The 16,072-nt window shown below is 49.1% G+C and carries 15 protein-coding genes; 9 read left to right on the top strand and 6 right to left on the bottom strand.

The features are described 5' to 3' along the window. Window positions 1-8: 8 nt before the first annotated feature. Entirely contained in the window at window positions 9-1,136 is a 1,128-nt protein-coding gene (locus PCH02S_RS31690) for a YheC/YheD family endospore coat-associated protein (protein ID WP_127458099.1), read from the bottom strand. Window positions 1,137-1,145: 9 nt separating this feature from the next. After that, entirely contained in the window at window positions 1,146-2,522 is a 1,377-nt protein-coding gene (locus tag PCH02S_RS31685) for a YheC/YheD family endospore coat-associated protein (protein WP_127458098.1), read from the bottom strand. Window positions 2,523-2,682: 160 nt separating this feature from the next. Here PCH02S_RS31685 and PCH02S_RS31680 point away from each other — a divergent pair, with 160 nt between their 5' ends. From PCH02S_RS31680 to PCH02S_RS31660, 5 genes are all read left to right on the top strand, one after another. Beyond that, window positions 2,683-3,018, top strand: coding sequence for a YlbF family regulator (locus PCH02S_RS31680; RefSeq protein ID WP_127458097.1), 336 nt, complete (start codon window positions 2,683-2,685; stop codon window positions 3,016-3,018). A 236-nt stretch (window positions 3,019-3,254) separates the two neighbouring features. Beyond that, window positions 3,255-3,587 (top strand): hypothetical protein, encoded by a 333-nt coding sequence (locus PCH02S_RS31675; protein WP_127458096.1) that lies wholly within the window; start codon window positions 3,255-3,257, stop codon window positions 3,585-3,587. 18 nt (window positions 3,588-3,605) lie between these two features. Further along, on the top strand, window positions 3,606-4,592 hold the full coding sequence (locus PCH02S_RS31670) for an FAD:protein FMN transferase (RefSeq protein WP_164819816.1): 987 nt from the start codon (window positions 3,606-3,608) through the stop codon (window positions 4,590-4,592). Window positions 4,593-4,612: 20 nt separating this feature from the next. Continuing rightward, window positions 4,613-5,185, top strand: a complete 573-nt coding sequence (locus PCH02S_RS31665) for a ferric reductase-like transmembrane domain-containing protein (RefSeq protein WP_127458094.1) — start codon at window positions 4,613-4,615, stop codon at window positions 5,183-5,185. Between the two features lie 137 nt (window positions 5,186-5,322). Then, complete coding sequence (locus tag PCH02S_RS31660) at window positions 5,323-6,378, top strand: acyltransferase (protein WP_127458093.1); 1,056 nt, start codon at window positions 5,323-5,325, stop codon at window positions 6,376-6,378. A gap of 1,208 nt (window positions 6,379-7,586) precedes the next feature. Here the strand turns inward: PCH02S_RS31660 and PCH02S_RS31655 are convergent. Continuing rightward, window positions 7,587-8,615 carry an NADH:flavin oxidoreductase/NADH oxidase gene (locus PCH02S_RS31655; RefSeq protein WP_127458092.1) on the bottom strand — a complete coding sequence of 343 codons (1,029 nt, stop codon included), beginning with the start codon at window positions 8,613-8,615 and terminating at the stop codon, window positions 7,587-7,589. Between the two features lie 180 nt (window positions 8,616-8,795). Between PCH02S_RS31655 and nfsA the strand changes: the two genes are divergently transcribed. From nfsA to PCH02S_RS31640, 3 genes are all read left to right on the top strand, one after another. Further along, window positions 8,796-9,524, top strand: a complete 729-nt coding sequence (gene nfsA / locus PCH02S_RS31650; RefSeq protein ID WP_127458091.1) for an oxygen-insensitive NADPH nitroreductase — start codon at window positions 8,796-8,798, stop codon at window positions 9,522-9,524. Window positions 9,525-9,642: 118 nt separating this feature from the next. Beyond that, window positions 9,643-9,930, top strand: coding sequence for a hypothetical protein (locus tag PCH02S_RS31645; RefSeq protein ID WP_307719955.1), 288 nt, complete (start codon window positions 9,643-9,645; stop codon window positions 9,928-9,930). Window positions 9,931-10,120: 190 nt separating this feature from the next. Beyond that, a complete protein-coding gene (locus PCH02S_RS31640) occupies window positions 10,121-11,449 on the top strand; it encodes a DRTGG domain-containing protein (protein WP_127458089.1) in 1,329 nt (442 codons plus the stop codon). Here the strand turns inward: PCH02S_RS31640 and PCH02S_RS31635 are convergent. The 3 genes from PCH02S_RS31635 to PCH02S_RS31625 form a co-directional block, all read right to left on the bottom strand. Beyond that, window positions 11,446-11,739 (bottom strand): YtpI family protein, encoded by a 294-nt coding sequence (locus PCH02S_RS31635; RefSeq protein ID WP_127458088.1) that lies wholly within the window; start codon window positions 11,737-11,739, stop codon window positions 11,446-11,448. The genes PCH02S_RS31640 and PCH02S_RS31635 overlap by 4 nt on opposite strands. A gap of 94 nt (window positions 11,740-11,833) precedes the next feature. Next, window positions 11,834-12,325: a hypothetical protein gene (locus tag PCH02S_RS31630; protein ID WP_127458087.1), complete on the bottom strand. Its 492-nt coding sequence runs from the start codon at window positions 12,323-12,325 to the stop codon at window positions 11,834-11,836. Beyond that, window positions 12,322-12,654, bottom strand: coding sequence for a YtrH family sporulation protein (locus tag PCH02S_RS31625; RefSeq protein ID WP_127458086.1), 333 nt, complete (start codon window positions 12,652-12,654; stop codon window positions 12,322-12,324). The genes PCH02S_RS31630 and PCH02S_RS31625 overlap by 4 nt, the downstream gene beginning before the upstream one ends. A gap of 123 nt (window positions 12,655-12,777) precedes the next feature. On the opposite strand from PCH02S_RS31625, the gene PCH02S_RS31620 reads away from it, so the two are divergent. Continuing rightward, window positions 12,778-16,072 (top strand): DNA polymerase III subunit alpha (locus tag PCH02S_RS31620; protein ID WP_127458085.1); only part of this gene is annotated, 3,295 nt, incomplete at its 3' end.

Below are 16,072 nucleotides of genomic sequence, written 5' to 3'. Positions count from 1 at the left end.
TTCCAAGCTTAACTCAGCTTTTTGTGCAGCAAATATCCAGCATAATAAATAGGGTTAGCTATGGATTTCAACCGTGCTTTCTCGTTGCGCATGCGCGCGAAAATCGTTCTGCCTGGCTTGGAATTCACTTCGAGAATCCAGACGCGCCCCCACGTATCGATCCCAAGATCGATACCGAGCTCAGCCAATCGTCCGTGATGGGTTTCCAGAAGCGGGGGGATTCGATTCGAGAGCATGGTTAGTGTGGCTATGAGCTCACTAGCCTTGGTATCGCCGAATTCCCTGGTTAGAAAGGCGGAAACCTCTTCAGCACTTCCTCCGCCATGCAGATTGGAAGTCACACTGCCAGGTTTGCCGACACGAACCGCCATGCCGGTGCTTTCCCATATGCCGGAACCGTTCTTTTGGACGAGAGAGCGAATATCGTATGCCATTCCTTCTGAAGAATGCAGGTGCAGATATTCTTGCATCAGATACGGCCTGGTGCCGATACAGCTGCGCAGCCATTGCCAGCAGGAATAGAAATCATGGAACTCATGATCGACGAGCCCGTTTTGAGCATTGCGACCTTTGATATGGTAGGTGCTTTTTCCGTTCATTGTGTTTACTTTGTGAAGATGCAAGGCACCCTTTCCTTGACTGCCGCCCTGTGGTTTAAGAAACACATCTTCCCTTGTTTGAAGCCAATTTCTAAGAACGTTGCCGCTTGTGAGCAAGTTCGTTTCTGGCAAGTAACGGCTGATCATGAGGTCTTTCTGCAAAATTTGATCTACTTCCCATTTTCCTCCCAGTCCATAGCCCAGAAAGCGTATTAGGGGTGATTCGCGCAGCTTTCTCACATGGTACTGATACTGTTCATAGCTGCGTTTATTGCTAAAGAAACATCGATCATAAATCAGTGAGGGCAGCGGAACGAGTTTGGCCACCCATTCCTTCTTATCCGTCAAGTAGGTGTAACCCTGTACCGTACGCCCTTTCCAATCGATGCGATTCGGTGAGAACACGACGACGTCCAGACCTTCACGGGCGCCATAATAAGTCAGATGCTTATAAAAGCCTGAGCTGGCAAAAGGCAGTTCCCGTTTCAATTCTGTGACCATAATCCCGAGCAAGGGACGTTTGGTGCTTAACCGCATAGTTCCACCTCAAATCTTGGCTAAGAATTTGGCGTATTGCACGAGTTGTTTCACGGAAGGTCTTATTTTCTTCTCCGTATTTAATGGCGTATTATCATCCTTAGAAGGTTTGGAGTTTACCTCAAGCAGCCAGACCTTCCCCATTTTATCTACAGCAAGGTCGATCCCCAGCTCTCCAAAATGACTCGGAATTTGGGCTTCAATCCCTTTGGCAATGTCGATAGAGGCCTTGCGCAAACGAGCCGTTACAGAGACACGAGTGGCAGAAGAAAACGGCGTTTTGGCAAGTGCGCCCACCACATTGGTCAGACTGCCGCCTCGTGCAAGGTTGGAGACGAAATGCTGAGATCCGGCAATGCGGCCGACAATGGAGGTGATGCCCCACTCACCTTTGGCCCCACGCTGGACAAGCGAACGGAAATCAATCGATCTGCCGTCTGTTGTGATGAGATCAAGTCCTTGCTGCAGCTGATAGCGCTGGGTCTTGAGTTTGCCGGATATCGCTTGAAAGACAGCAGAAAGGGAAGGAAACGTTTGTTTGCGAACGCCGGTTAGATTCGTATAATGACACGTATAGACGTCACCGGGCTCTCGGCGAATGCGGATAATCCCTTTTCCCAAGCTGCCGGTAATTGGTTTGAGGAATAGAACGGGATGGCGGGAGGCCATCGATTTTAGCATTTGATAATTTTTGAAGAGGTAGGATTCCGGTAAATACCCATGAAGGGAACTATCTTTGCGCAGAGCTTCGAACACTTCCGTTTTGTTCAAATATTTCTCGTTGAAGACCTCGGTTCCATAACGGCTCTTGGCATCTTTCAAAAATTGTTGAACATTCGGCAAGTTCTCATATTTGCGCGAAGTAAGCCGGTTGTAGATCACATTGGGGATCGGAAACGTTTTTTTGCTCCAGGAACCATTGGCATACGCATACGCGGAAATGGAACTGGCATTCGCTTGCATTTCACCAGGCGGGAAGAAGCAGACAACAGCCCCATAACGTTCACATGCGTCGGTCATTTCTTTACAAAAAGCGGTAATCGCACCAAATGGGCGGTCGTATGAACTTGAATAAACGCGGCTGATCATCACGCCAATTAAAGGTCCAATCGACAAAGTGCCCACATTTTGCCTATAATGGATATTGAGCTGCGCCCCTTGATGAATACCGATCTTGGTAGCGAGGACAGGATTGAACCGTAAACTGTTCGATGTAGCGGCAGTGACGACCTTGACATCCTGTTTGGCAGAGCCGAAGCGCAGAGTCATCGATTGATTGGACGGAACTTTCCATTTTCTTGCAATGGCTTCACTTAGAACAACGGTCCGATCATCCAAATAGATGCTGGTGCCTTGAATGGATATTCCGACTTTCGTCCTGGTCAATAGCGAACACTCCTTCCAGCATCAAAAATGGCATTGCTGTTTAAGCAAAGTAAACTACTCCATCATATGAGGACATATATACCTTGGTGCTTGGTATGTCGTCGAAACTGTTTGGAGGAAGAGCCCAACCGCGTTTGGGTTAAATGAGGAGGTCATGGAAATGAACGTACACGATAGAGCTTATGAGCTGGCAAAAGCGATTAAGGAAAGCAGCGAATACAAGGATATGTTGGAGATTCGCTCGAAGATTAACCAGGATGCGTCTAGCAAAAACTTATTGGAAGATTTTCGCTCGCGTCAAAATGAACTTCAACAGAAAATGGCTGTAGGCGAGATGCCGCCTGAAGAGGAGATGGAGCAGCTGCAGAAGCTGTATGACGTACTTGCTCTGAATCCGGGGATTAAGCAGTTGTTTGATGCGGAACGCCGTTTATCGGTTGTGCTTGAGGATGTGCAGCGCATTATTGCAGAGCCGTTGCAAGCGATGTTGCAGTAGAAGAAAGATGCTCAAATAGAAGATCTTCGAATAGAAGATAAATGTAAGGCTATTCAGGAAGAAGTAGTTGATCTACTTACACCTGGATAGCTTTTTTTTGTATATCAGGGTTGAATGGAATGCGTTATGGATTCAGTTAAGTTTCAGTCTTTGTTAAGGTTATGCTCAGGCAAGTGAACCAGCTAACAAATATAATGAAGCTAAGATCAGGCCATTCGTTAGGAGGAGAGATAGGAATGAAAAAGTCCAAGTGGACAAAATGGCAGATTGGGATGGTCGTGGGCGTTCTCCTCTTCTATTTATTTCAAGAAGTGAAAGAAAGTCCGCAGTTTCTAACGGCAGTCTCCGCAGCAGCCTTATCCAAGGATCAAACAGCAACGGTAACAGCTCAGAAGGAAGCGCCCAACAATCGGGTGGCGGAAAATACGCCGGTCCGTCGGGGAAGAAATCATGGCCGGATAGCAGCGGGGACAGGGTCCACAGGATCAACAGGCTCTTCAGGTTCCACAGGAGGCGCCGAATCTTCCCAGCCACAGTTGAAAGCACATACTAGAAGTCAAGCTTCGTAAAACAAGGAGATGGGCGTTATGCTCCAGGAATCAAGCTTTCGTTCGATGAACACGCAAATTCAAGTGATATTGGCTGCAAGCCGTGAGATGTCTGAATTTGAGCCGTTGATTCAGTCTTATTTTGCCAAGGCAGAACAGCGGTTTAGCAGGTTTTTGGCATCAAGCGAATGTTCCCTGCTTAATAGGAACTCAGGAAGCCGTTGTATGATATCGGATGAAATGGCGAATGTACTCGAGTTGTGCCAGCATTATTTTGAAGTTACGGAGGGAGTGTTTAATATTTTCATTCTTCCTGCGCTAGAGCATGCTGGTTACCAACGGAGTTTCGAAATGATATCAAATGACGTTGAATTCGCAGAAATATGCAACCATCCGCTGCTGCCTTTCCCAAAAGACCAGTTACAGATAGATCTGGACACGGCGATGTTATCCGTACGATTTCCTGCTAATCAGCAAATGGATTTAGGCGGCATTGTAAAAAGCTGGACCGTTCAGGGGTTATCGGATTTACTACGCATCGAGCGGCAAATGCAAAGAGGCCTCGTGAATGCCGGCGGTGACGTTGAAGTATGGGGAGGCGCTTCGGACACGGAGCCGTGGGTAATTGCTATTGATAGACCGAATAGCAGTCGTATACATCGGTTGGATGAACTTCTCCTCTTGCTAGTAGATGGGGCAGTTGCTACCTCGAGCACACAAAAGAGAAGTTGGCGGAATAGCGGAGGCACTATGCATCATCTCATTGATCCTAGTACGATGAAGCCTAGTCGATCATCCGTGATTCAGTGTTCTGTCGTGGGGGAGCATTTGGTTGAGTGCGAAATTTGGGCTAAGGTCATGTGCATTCGCGGGCTGGAAGATGGACTACCTCTTTTTAGGCGCCATGCGCAGCGGCTGGAAGCTCTTATTTTTACAGAGGATGGAACGCTCCATCATGTGAAGCCGTCGGCGAATGGATCCAAGGGTCAATGGTTAGGGCTTGAAGCAGACTTTGTATATGTTTGAAAAGGTTAGGAGGGAGTAAATTGATTCAAATCCTGCTGGATTTACCCATTTGGATGTTGATTCGCGTATTTGGCATCTTATCTTATCTCAGTCTATTCGTGGGGATGGCGTTGGGCATTGCGTTTAGCTTTCCTCAGTGGAAGGGTCAAACGAAGGCGCGGTTGCTTCGATCGCATACATATGCGAATCATTTGGGTACTTGTTTGGCTTTACTGCATACCGTGCTTTTGGTCATCGATACGTTCATGCCGTATGATTGGAAGGAGATCCTTGTTCCATTCGCGGCCAAGCATTCTGCGGTATTGAGTGGTACCGGTACGATAGCATTGTATGGATTGCTGTTGTTAATTTTCACGACCGATATCCGTCAGAAGCTGAAGAAGAAGCTTTGGTTCGCTTTCCATTTGCTATCGTATCCTATTTTTGTGTTAGCCCTGATTCATGGGTTATTTATAGGGACGGATAGCTCGAACATCCTGATCAAAACGATGTATGTGACTACTGCGCTCCTCTTGATTGGTTTAACTGTTTTACGTGCTGTTGTACGTCCCCGTAAACAAGCGGCCAGGGCGAAAGAGACGTATTCCGTTTAGCGCTTGGAAGGCTCCTATTTCAATGAAATAGGGGCTTTTTGCGTAGAAAAGAAAGTCATCTAAAAAGTTGCGAAATGTGTCGAAACTGTCTATAGTAAAAGGGATTGTTGAATACGAAAAGAGGACCTCAAACCGATATGGCCAAACAAAAAATCACGGAACTGGATATCGTCAGAGCGATAGCTATCCTTGCTGTCGTCACGATCCACGTCACGGCAGACTGGACAGTAGATCCGACTTTGAAGGGCAGCAGCTCGCAGTTGCTCGTCTTATTTTTGAACAAAATGAGTTATTTTGCAGTTCCCGTGTTTATTTTTTTAAGCGGAATTGTGCTTTTCTACATTTATACGGATAATTGGAGCGCCAAGCAGGCCGGCGTCTTCTACTGGAAGCGGGTCAGGCAGGTCCTTGTTCCTTATATTGTATGGTCGTTTTTCTACTATATTTATAATCCGTGGCTATGGACGCCAGGGCATCCATTCAAGCTGGAACCACGTGTGTTCCTGGAGCAGCTAAAATGGGCGGATTCCGGCTATCATTTGTATTTTATGATCATTATTGTGCAATTTTATTTGTTGTTTCCATTGTTGGTTTGGGCTGTGAGGAATGCGGCCTGGTTCCGCAAAACGCTGGCGCTTTGGGGCCTGGCTATTCAAGCCGGCGTGTACATATACAGCCATTGGTTCGGGACCATCGACCACAAGCCGGAGCTGTGCATCACCTATTTTGCGTACTTCCTTATCGGAGGCGCGATCGGCATGAACTACGGGGCATTTCGCGCATGGCTGGAACGAAACAAAGGCTGGGTCATTCCGGCTTCGATCCTCAGCGGCCTTGTCTATACGGCACTTTATCTGCTAGGCCTAAAAGGATATACGTTTGAGAATACTTGGTTTGAGGTGCTTTGGCTTCTGTATAGCATCGGAATCGGCATCAGCTTCATCTGGGTAGGCAAATGGCTTTTGCAAAAAGCAGCGCCAGTCGGCCGCTTCTTTGTCTCACTTGGCTCCGTATCTTTCGGCGTGTACCTGATGCACCCAGCGCTGCTTTCTCTGTGGAAATATAAAGTACATACGCCGGGCTCTATTGTGCTCTTTCATGCGTACAATGCGATCGTACTGGTACTGATTGTAGCGATTCCTTGGTTGTTAACGCTGCTGTATCGTAAGGCAAGGAAGTTGATGGGGATTTAATGAAAAAAGACAGTGCGGGTGTTGTTTCCTGCACTGTCTTTTTTGGTGTTTGGGGAGGCCTCTGCCGATAGGGCGCAGTAACGCTGAATGCGAAGCGTGCATTCAGCGAAGGGAACTACAGAGCGCTATTTCATCGAAATGCGCCCTTTTGCGCGCGGAGGGGAACTGGGGGCTCTTATTTCTTCATGTTTGGCTAAAAACCAGCCAAATGTGAAGAAATAAGGCCTTGACCTTGTAGTTCCCCTGGAGCTGCCGTGACCCCGCTATTTACTGAAATAGTGGCCTGTAGTTCCGATCTGCTGGCCGCGCAGCCTGGCTGTAATAAGTACAACGGAGAGGAGCGAAGGCGCCGAAATCCAGGCATTACGTTGTACAAAGTACAACCATGGCAGCTAAAACGGCCTAAATTAGCTCCTTCAAGCTCTTCTCCGTTGTAATAAGTACAACGGAGAGGAGCGAAAGCGCCCAAATCCAGGCGGTACGTTGTACAAAGTACAACCATTGCAGCTAAAACGGCCCCAATTAGCTCCCTCACGCTTTCTCCGTTGTAATAAGTACAACGGAGAGGAGCGAAACAGGCCAAATCTAGGTGGTACGTTGTACAAAATACAACCATTGCAGCTAAAACGGCCCCAATTAGCTCCCTCTCGCTTTCTCCGTTGTAATAAGTACAACGGAGAGGAGCGAAGGCGCCCAAATCCAGGCGGTACGTTGAACAAAGTACAGCCATTGCAGCTGAAACGGCCCCAATTAGCTCCTTCACGCTCCTCTCCGTTGTAATAAGTACAACGGAGAGGAGCGAAACAGGCCAAATCTAGGTGGTAAGTTGTACAAAATACAACCATGGCAGCTAAAACGGCCTAAATTAGCTCCCTCTCGCTTTCTCCGTTGTAATAAGTACAACGGAAAGGTGCGAAAGCGCCTAAATCCAGGTGGTACGTTGTACAAAGTACAACCATTGCAGCTAAAACGGCCTAAATTAGCTCCTTCAAGCTCTCTCCGTTGTAATAAGTACAATGGAGAGGAGCGAAATCGCCCAAATCCAGGCGGTACGTTGTACAAAGTACAACCATGGCAGCTAAAACGGCCCCAATTAGCTCCCTCACGCTCTCTCCGTTGTAATAAGTACAACGGAGAGGAGCGAAGGCGCCCAAATCCAGGCGGTACGTTGTACAAAGTACAACATACCACCGGCGCCGGCCAAGAACTCAGTACCCGCGCTGATACTGCCGCGGGATATAAGGATGCTCATGCCCTAGCTGCACGGCAGCATGCGTTGCCCAGTACGGATCGCGCAGCAAGCCGCGTGCGATGGCGACAAGATCCGCGTCCTCGTTAGCGATGACGGACTGCGCCTGTTCCGGATCCGCCAGCAGGCCGACGGCGATGACCGGCACTTGCAGCGCTTCGCGAATTTGACGCGCGAAAGGCACTTGATAACCGGGGGAATTGCCCGGTTTCCGCTGCCCGGCAAGGCCTTCCCCGCCTGAGCTCACATGAAACACATCGACGCCTGCGGCTTGATACGCTTTGGAGAGCTCGATGGCGTGGTCGATATCGTAGCCGCCGTCCGCGTACTCAACGGCAGAAATACGGAAAATAAGCGGCATGTCGGCAGGCATTTCTTTTTTCACAGCTTGAATGACTTCCACACCGAATTGGGTCAGATTTTGCCCATAGACATCGTCTCTTTTATTCGTTAGCGGCGACTGGAATTGATGGATCAAATATCCGTGAGCGCCATGCAGCTCGATGGTATCTACGCCTGCTTGCACCGCACGACGGGCTGCGTCGCCAAACAGCTTCACGATGTCCCGCACCTCATCTGTGGTTAACGCCCGCGGCATTTTGTAGGCATCACCCGGGAACGGGATAGCGGACGGCGCGACAGGAACCTCCGCGTCCTCTGCTTTACGGCCTGCATGGGCAATCTGAATGCCGATTTTTGCACCATGCGCATGAACGCCGTCAATGATTCTGGCAAACGCAGGGATATGATCGTCAGACCAAATGCCCAAATCATGATCTGTGATGCGGCCATCGGGATGCACATCCGTCATTTCCATAATAAGCAGACCAGTGCCTCCGATTGCCCGCGTGAGATAGTGGACGTAGTGCCATTCATTCGGTTTTCCGTCCTTAGCTGTTACTGAATATTGACACATCGGCGCCATGACGATGCGATTTCTAATTTGCAAGCCTTTCAGCTCATAGGGAGAAAATAAATCTTTTTTCATGTGGATGCACCTCCAATAATATAAATATCTAGATATCTAGATATCTGCTGCCAAGTTAGGCTGCAACGTATGGCAAAACTATGTACCTTAGTATCGGTTGTATTATAATTAAATTCAAGTAGCCACTTTTAAGTGCTATAGTTACTAAAAGTATACTATTGGGAGAAAGGTTGCATCGATATGAACGAAATCATTCAGTTATTGCAAAATCATCGCTCGATTCGCAAGTTTACGGATCAACCAGTCACCGACGAGCAGCTAAAAAACATCCTGGTTTCCGCACAAGCGGCTTCAACCTCCAGTAACATGCAGGCATATAGCGTCATTCACGTATCAGATAGCGAGTTGAAAAGCCAACTTGCCGCGTTCGCCGGCAATCAGAGTTATGTCAGCGAATGTCCGGTGTTTCTCGTATGGTGCGCAGACTTGCGGCGTTATTCCCAGGCTTCACACCGGCATGCGGATACGCCAATAACCGGCAATGCCGAGAATTTCATCATTGCCACAGTCGATGCTGCACTCGCTGCGCAGAATGCAGCTATTGCGGCCGAGTCGCTCGGGCTCGGCGTCGTTTACATCGGCGGGCTGCGCAATAAGCCCGCTGATGTCTCCCAGCTGCTAGGCCTGCCGCAGCTGGTGTACCCCATCTTCGGCATGTGCATCGGCACGCCGGATCAAGAGCCGCTGCAGCGTCCGCGGCTCCCTCTTGAAGCCGTATACCACGAGAACCGGTATACGGATAACGAAGAAGCGGTTCGTCAGTATGACGAGACGATCCGCGACTACATGCACGTTCGTACGGGAGGCAAAGTCGATACGACTTGGTCCAAGGAGATGGCGGGCAAGGCGCAGCGCCCGCGCGAGCACATGAAAGCTTTCCTTAACTCGCAAGGCTTCGGAGAGGTCTAAGACGAGGTCTAAACTTTCGATTCTTTTCGCAGATGAACTCATATTGTAAGAACTTGTCTCATACATATGAATGAGGACCATGAAGGCAGGCTTGGAGAGTTCATCAGGCGAAAGGAGTGTGATCAGGTTGAAAGGCTTTAAAAATGTTGTGTACATGAGCGTAGCGCTAGGCATGCTGATCTATTCGCTGCCCCAATTGCAGCTGAGGGAAGTCGGTTCCCTGCCGATGATTTTCAGCAGCATTTGGATCGCTATGGCGCTGCTCGTTATTGCGTCTCATTTACATCAGATTCTGGGTGTGGATGAAGAGAAGCGAAGAGAGCTTAAGCGCATTAATCGGATGAAAAAATGGCAGCTGGAGCAGCTCGTTCAAGGCCGCAGGAAAATGCTGCAATTTCGTAAATAGCCCGGAATGGACGATGTTAAGCTTTACCTTTTGACAACGAACATATGTTTGGTATAATACAAATGAAGCATCCAATCCAATAGGGTTGGATTTTTCTCATTATAGATGTTGTTCGCATTGTTCTTGCTCTTTCGAACGTTTATACTAGTAGTACAGAGTAGTACAGGAACAGGCGAATGGGGTGTAACAGTTGGATACTCAATCCGTTGATGCGTTAACGAAACATGAACAAATTTTACGTCATATAGAAAGCTTGAAGCTCGGCAGTCGAATCTCCGTTCGCAAAATTGCCAAGAACATGGAAGTAAGTGAAGGCACGGCTTACCGGGCGATCAAAGAGGCGGAAAATCAAGGTCTCGTCTCAACCAAAGAACGAATCGGAACCGTGCGAGTGGAGAAAAAGCTAAGGCAAAACATCGATAAGCTCACTTTTGCAGAAGTCGTGAACATGGTGGACGGACAGGTGCTTGGAGGCTCGCGAGGACTGCACAAAACGCTGAACAAATTCGTCATTGGCGCGATGGAGCAGGACGCCATGATGCGATATATCGAAGCCGGCAGCCTGCTTATCGTCGGAAACCGGAACGAAGCGCATAGCTGTGCGCTCGAATATGGCGCAGGGGTGCTGATCACAGGTGGATTTGACACAAGCGCAGAAGTGAAGCTCCTTGCAGACAAGCTGGAGCTGCCGATCATTTCAAGCAGTTACGATACTTTTACGGTCGCCTCTATGATCAATCGAGCGATTTACGATCGTTTAATTAAGAAGAAGATTATGCTTGTCGAGGATATCTTGGCGTCGGGTGCCTCGCTCTATGCGCTCAAGGCGAACAGCACGCTGAGAGATTGGCAGCGATTGTCGGAGGATACCGGCTACAGCCGTTTTCCGGTCGTCGATGAGTGGAACCGCATTATCGGCGTTGTGACGTCCAAGGATATGGTCGGGGCGAACGCTTTGCAGACGGTCGACAAACTCATGACGCGCAGCCCGCTCACGGTCACGCCGCAGACCTCGGTAGCTTCTGCTGCCCACATGATGGTGTGGGAGGGCATCGAGCTGCTGCCTGTTGTGGATTTGAACCGCAAAATGGTGGGCGTGCTGAACCGCAGCGATGTGCTCAAAGCCATGCAGTATATACAGAAGCAGCCGCAGAACGGGGAAACATTCGAGGATTTGATCTGGTCCGGGTTGGAAGAGGTCAGAGATGAGAAGGGAACACTGCAGTTCCATGGCGTCATAACCCCTCAGATGACGAATCATCTGGGTACCGTGTCAGAGGGAGTTCTTACAACGTTAATGACTCAAGCGGCCTACCGCATTGTGCAGGAATTTAAAAAAGGCGACCTCGTCATGGACAACATGTCCACCTATTTCCTCAAACCGCTGCAGATTGATTCTAAAATAGAAATACGACCCACCATTATTGAGGTGAGCCGTAAATTTGGCAAAATCGATGTGGAAATTTATCATGCCGGGGCTTTGGTTTCCAAAGCGATGCTGACCGCTCAAGTCATCTAGCGCAGCAGGCGATCGAAATGCCCGTGATTGCGAATGCCAGCGAATAAGTTAAACAATCCGAGCAGGACCAGTACGGTGCCGAAGATCCGGCGGAAGCTGGATTCGCTGAAGAAAAAGAGCTGCGTGATGGCAATCATCACAAGCATCAAGCCCATGCAAATATTCATCCGAGCGGAGTAGAGACCGCGTTTGGCAGGTTCCTTTTCACGGCGCGCCCGAAAGCTGAAAAAGACCGATAGGGCAAGCAGCAGGCAAATGAGAGAAAATAAAGAAACTTGAATCGCGAACATGTGGTTCATCCGTCCTTTTAAGCGAGTTTACTGTTAACTTTAGCGATTTTGGGCGGAGAATGCAATCACATCTCGTACAGATTATTCCGAATAATTAAGTTCGCTTCTCTTGGGCGGTGATCCAAACCGTCAATTCCGTCTGAATTAACACGATCGATTTCACTTCAACAATATATTTTTTATCATGCAAAACGTAGGTTTTTTGAGTAATCAACTTTTCGTAGAGCGGTTGAGCGTCTTTGACATAAGTGGCTTTCTGGCCGATGACGAGCTTGAGCTCGCTTTTAATATCACTCTCAATTTCCTTCTGAATATCTTCGCTAATAAGCTCATCCTGATTTTTGGGAACCAGATGCACATTGACGACATTAATTAAGGATTGTTTATTTTTTGTCTTGTTTAAACTGTCGATATCGGCCCGCAAATCACGATTTTCTTGCAGATATTTATGCATTTCCACATATAACTGCGTGTAGGTATGCTGATGTATGCTCATATAGACGGCGCTCCCAATGATGGCTCCCGAAACCATCAGTCCAAAGTTCGCAAGCAAGCGCTGATAGCGGGCAAAAGGAGGAACCCTCAAGGCTGGTGGCCTCCCTTGCAGATCATTTGGATGAGCGAGGTACCGATCTGCGCTCCCACGAAGGCGACGACAATCAGAATGATTTGTTTGATCGCAGGATTCAAATGTCCAACGGCTACATGACTTTCTATATAGCGTATCGGATCAATCGTGCCGCCTACTGCAGCCACCATGGCCCAGATTTTAATATTTTCAGCCACAGTCATCATTTTCTCCGTCGGTGATTGAAGGGTCAGCACAGCTGCAATGCCGCTTAACATGCTGCCCCCGAAGACGACCCCGAAAGCAATGCAGAAGTACAAAATAATATTTGCCCAAAAGATTCCCATGACTTTACCGCTTCCTTTCCCATCCGTTATGGAGGACAAACTCTCTATACTTAATGTATGGGAATGCACGTCTACAATATGATACTATGTAAGGAATAAAATGAGAGCAGGGAGGAAATGCTGATGAGTTCGTTTGTACACTTGCACGTGCATAGTGAATACAGTTTATTGGATGGTGCCGCACGCATGGAGGAGCTTGTTACACAAGCAGCTAATCTGGGCATGACCTCTCTGGCTTTGACGGATCACGGTGTGATGTACGGAGCTATTGCCTTCTACAAGGCGTGCAAGCAGCGTGGCATTAAGCCCATTATTGGGTGTGAAGTGTATTTTACAGCGGGCTCGATTCGCGACAAAGGGACAAGACAAGAACAGCCGATCTATCATCTCATTCTGCTTGCCAAGAACTACCAAGGTTATCAGAATTTGATGAAACTTTGCTCGATTGGGCATTTGGAAGGCTTTCATTATAAACCGCGCATTGATTTGGAACATTTATCCAAGTATTCCGAAGGGCTTATCTGTCTGAGTTCCTGCTTAGGCAGCGAGATTTCACAGCATTTGCTGCATAATCGGAACGATGAAGCCAGAGAGGCAGCGGAGCGATATCAACGTATTTTCGGTGATGACTTCTTTCTGGAGATTCAGGATCACGGCATGATTGAGCAGAAAAAAGTCATGGTTTCCATGATCGAGTTGAGCAAGCAAACGGGCATTCCGCTTATTGCGACGAACGATGTCCACTATGTGACGGAGCCGGATCATGTCATGCAGGATATTCTGATCTGTATTGGCACTGGCAAAACCGTGGATGATACGGATCGGCTCAAAATGGGAACAAGCCAGATGTATTTGAAAAGCGAAGAGGAGATGCGGCGTTTATTCGTCCATGTGCCCGAAGCGCTGACCAATACGGCTGTTGTGGCTTCGCGCTGCGAGCTCGAGCTTGAGTTTGGCAAGTCGATTCTGCCGAGCTTCCGTCCAATCCCTGAGCAGCTAACTTCAGTCGAATACTTAAGAGAACTGTGCGAAAAGGGCTTGAATCAGCGGTATGGGACAAAACCGGAATGGGAGCAGCTGGATTCGGCGCTGAGGAAACAAGCGGACGAACGCTTGGCTTATGAATTAGGCATCATTGAGAAAATGGGATTCTCCGATTATTTCTTGATCGTATGGGATTTCATTCGTTTTGCTCATGAGAAAAATATCATGACAGGTCCAGGGCGGGGTTCCTCGGCCGGAAGTCTTGTCGCTTATGTGCTGCACATCACCAATGTCGATCCGCTTCAATATAAGCTGCTCTTTGAGCGCTTTCTGAACCCGGAGCGGATTACAATGCCCGATATCGATATCGATTTTAGCGATGAACGGCGGGATGAAGTCATTGATTACGTCGTTGCCAAATACGGGCACGAGCATGTCGCCCAAATTATTACCTTCGGAACGATGGCGGCCAAAGCGGCGGTTAGAGATGTCGGACGTGTGTTGAATGTTCCATACGGAGACGTCGATCGCGCGGCAAAAGCCATTCCGAATCAGCTCGGCATGACGTTGACGGAGGCGCTGCAGGTCAGTTCGGATCTCAAGTCGCTTGTCGCCAGACAGCCCAAGACTGCAGAACTGCTTGAAATGGCTATGCGTGTAGAAGGCATGCCGCGCCATGCATCGACGCATGCGGCCGGGGTCGTCATTTCCCGAGAGCCGCTCACGCAGTATGTCCCCCTGCAAGAAGGGACGACTCAGACGGCGCTCACGCAATATACGATGGAGCATTTGGAAGCCATTGGACTTTTGAAAATGGATTTTCTAGGTCTGCGGACATTGTCGATTATTGAACGAACCGTGGATTGGATTGCCCAGATGGAAGGTTTGCAGCTTGATTTTGATGGGCTGGATATGGACGCGGACGCGGTCACTTACGGGATGCTGAGCAAAGGGGAAACAACCGGTGTTTTCCAATTGGAATCAACGGGTGTCCGCAAGGTGTTGAAGGACTTGAAGCCTTCTGTTTTTGAAGATATCATCTCTGTTCTTGCCTTATACCGCCCGGGTCCGATGGAGTTTATTCCCAAGTATATTTACGGTAAACACGGTCAAGTGGAAGTGGTGTATCCTCACCCGACATTAGAGCCGATCCTTCGGGATACGTACGGCATTATCGTATATCAGGAGCAAATTATGCAAATTGCCTCCTCGATGGCCGGTTTTTCCTTAGGCGAAGCGGATTTGCTACGGCGTGCGGTTTCCAAAAAGAAGCGGGAAGTACTCGACGAAGAGCGTGCCCATTTCGTCAAAGGCAGCTTGCAGCAAGGGTTTAGTGCGGAAGAAGCGAATCATGTCTACGATATGATCGTCCGTTTCGCCGACTATGGTTTTCCTAGAGCGCATGCTACGGCCTATGGGGTATTGGCCTTTCAGACTGCTTATCTCAAAGCGCATTACCCGATTTATTTCATGGCTTCCATGTTAACTGCTGTGATGGGGAATCACAGGAAGGTAGCCGAATATGTGGATGAGTGCAGACGGACGAAAATCGCTGTTCTTCCGCCGGATGTGAATAAGAGCGGAACGGTGTTTACGCCGGATCCTCAAACAGGAGCGATCCGGTTTGGGCTTGCGGCTATCAAAAATGTAGGCACGCAAGCGATCGATGCGATTTTATTTGAACGTAAGAAGTCTTCCTTCGAGAGCTTGCTTGATTTCTGTAGACGTGTTGATCTCAGAGTCTGCAACAAGCGGGTCATCGAATCGTTGATACAAGGCGGAGCTTTCGACTCTTTGGGAGGCCACCGTGCCCAGCTTATGGCCATTCTCGACGAAACGATCGCTTCCGCTACAAAATGGCGCAAGGAGCGGGACGACTTGCAGCTTCACTTGTTCGGCTTCGTCGAAGAGCCGAATTGGGAAGTCGAGTATCCGAACATACCGGTTATGCCGCAGAGCAAGCAGCTGGAGCTGGAGAAGGAGCTTCTGGGCATGTACATCTCGGGGCATCCGCTGGATGCCTACACACAGCCTCTTGAGGAGATGGACGCGGCCATGGTCTATCAGCTCGCTGAGCTGCCGGATAACAGCGAAGTTCTTGTAGCGGGGATGATTCTGTCGCATAAGACAATCATTACCAAGAAAGGGCAGCCCATGGCGTTCATGGAGCTGGAGGATCGTATCGACAAGGTCGAGGTGGTGCTCTTCCCCGAGACCTGGAAGCAGGCGGCTCCGCTCGTGCAGAAGGGCAGACTCGTCCTCGTGAAGGCGAAGCTGCAGCTTCAGGACGAGGATCCGCCCAAGCTGCTCGCCGATCAGGTGGCCGCGCTGGACGACCCGGCGGCCGTTCAGCGCCTTCGCCGGCAGCCTGGGGCGCCTAGGCGCGCGGTTGGCGCAGCCGGCGGCCAGCAGCCTGCTCGCGCGGCTGCCGCAT

Source organism: Paenibacillus chondroitinus NBRC 15376, from assembly GCF_004000765.1.
Taxonomy (GTDB): domain Bacteria; phylum Bacillota; class Bacilli; order Paenibacillales; family NBRC-103111; genus Paenibacillus_E; species Paenibacillus_E chondroitinus.
Note: the sequence above shows the minus strand (reverse complement) of the source record. Positions and strands in the feature narration are given on the sequence as shown.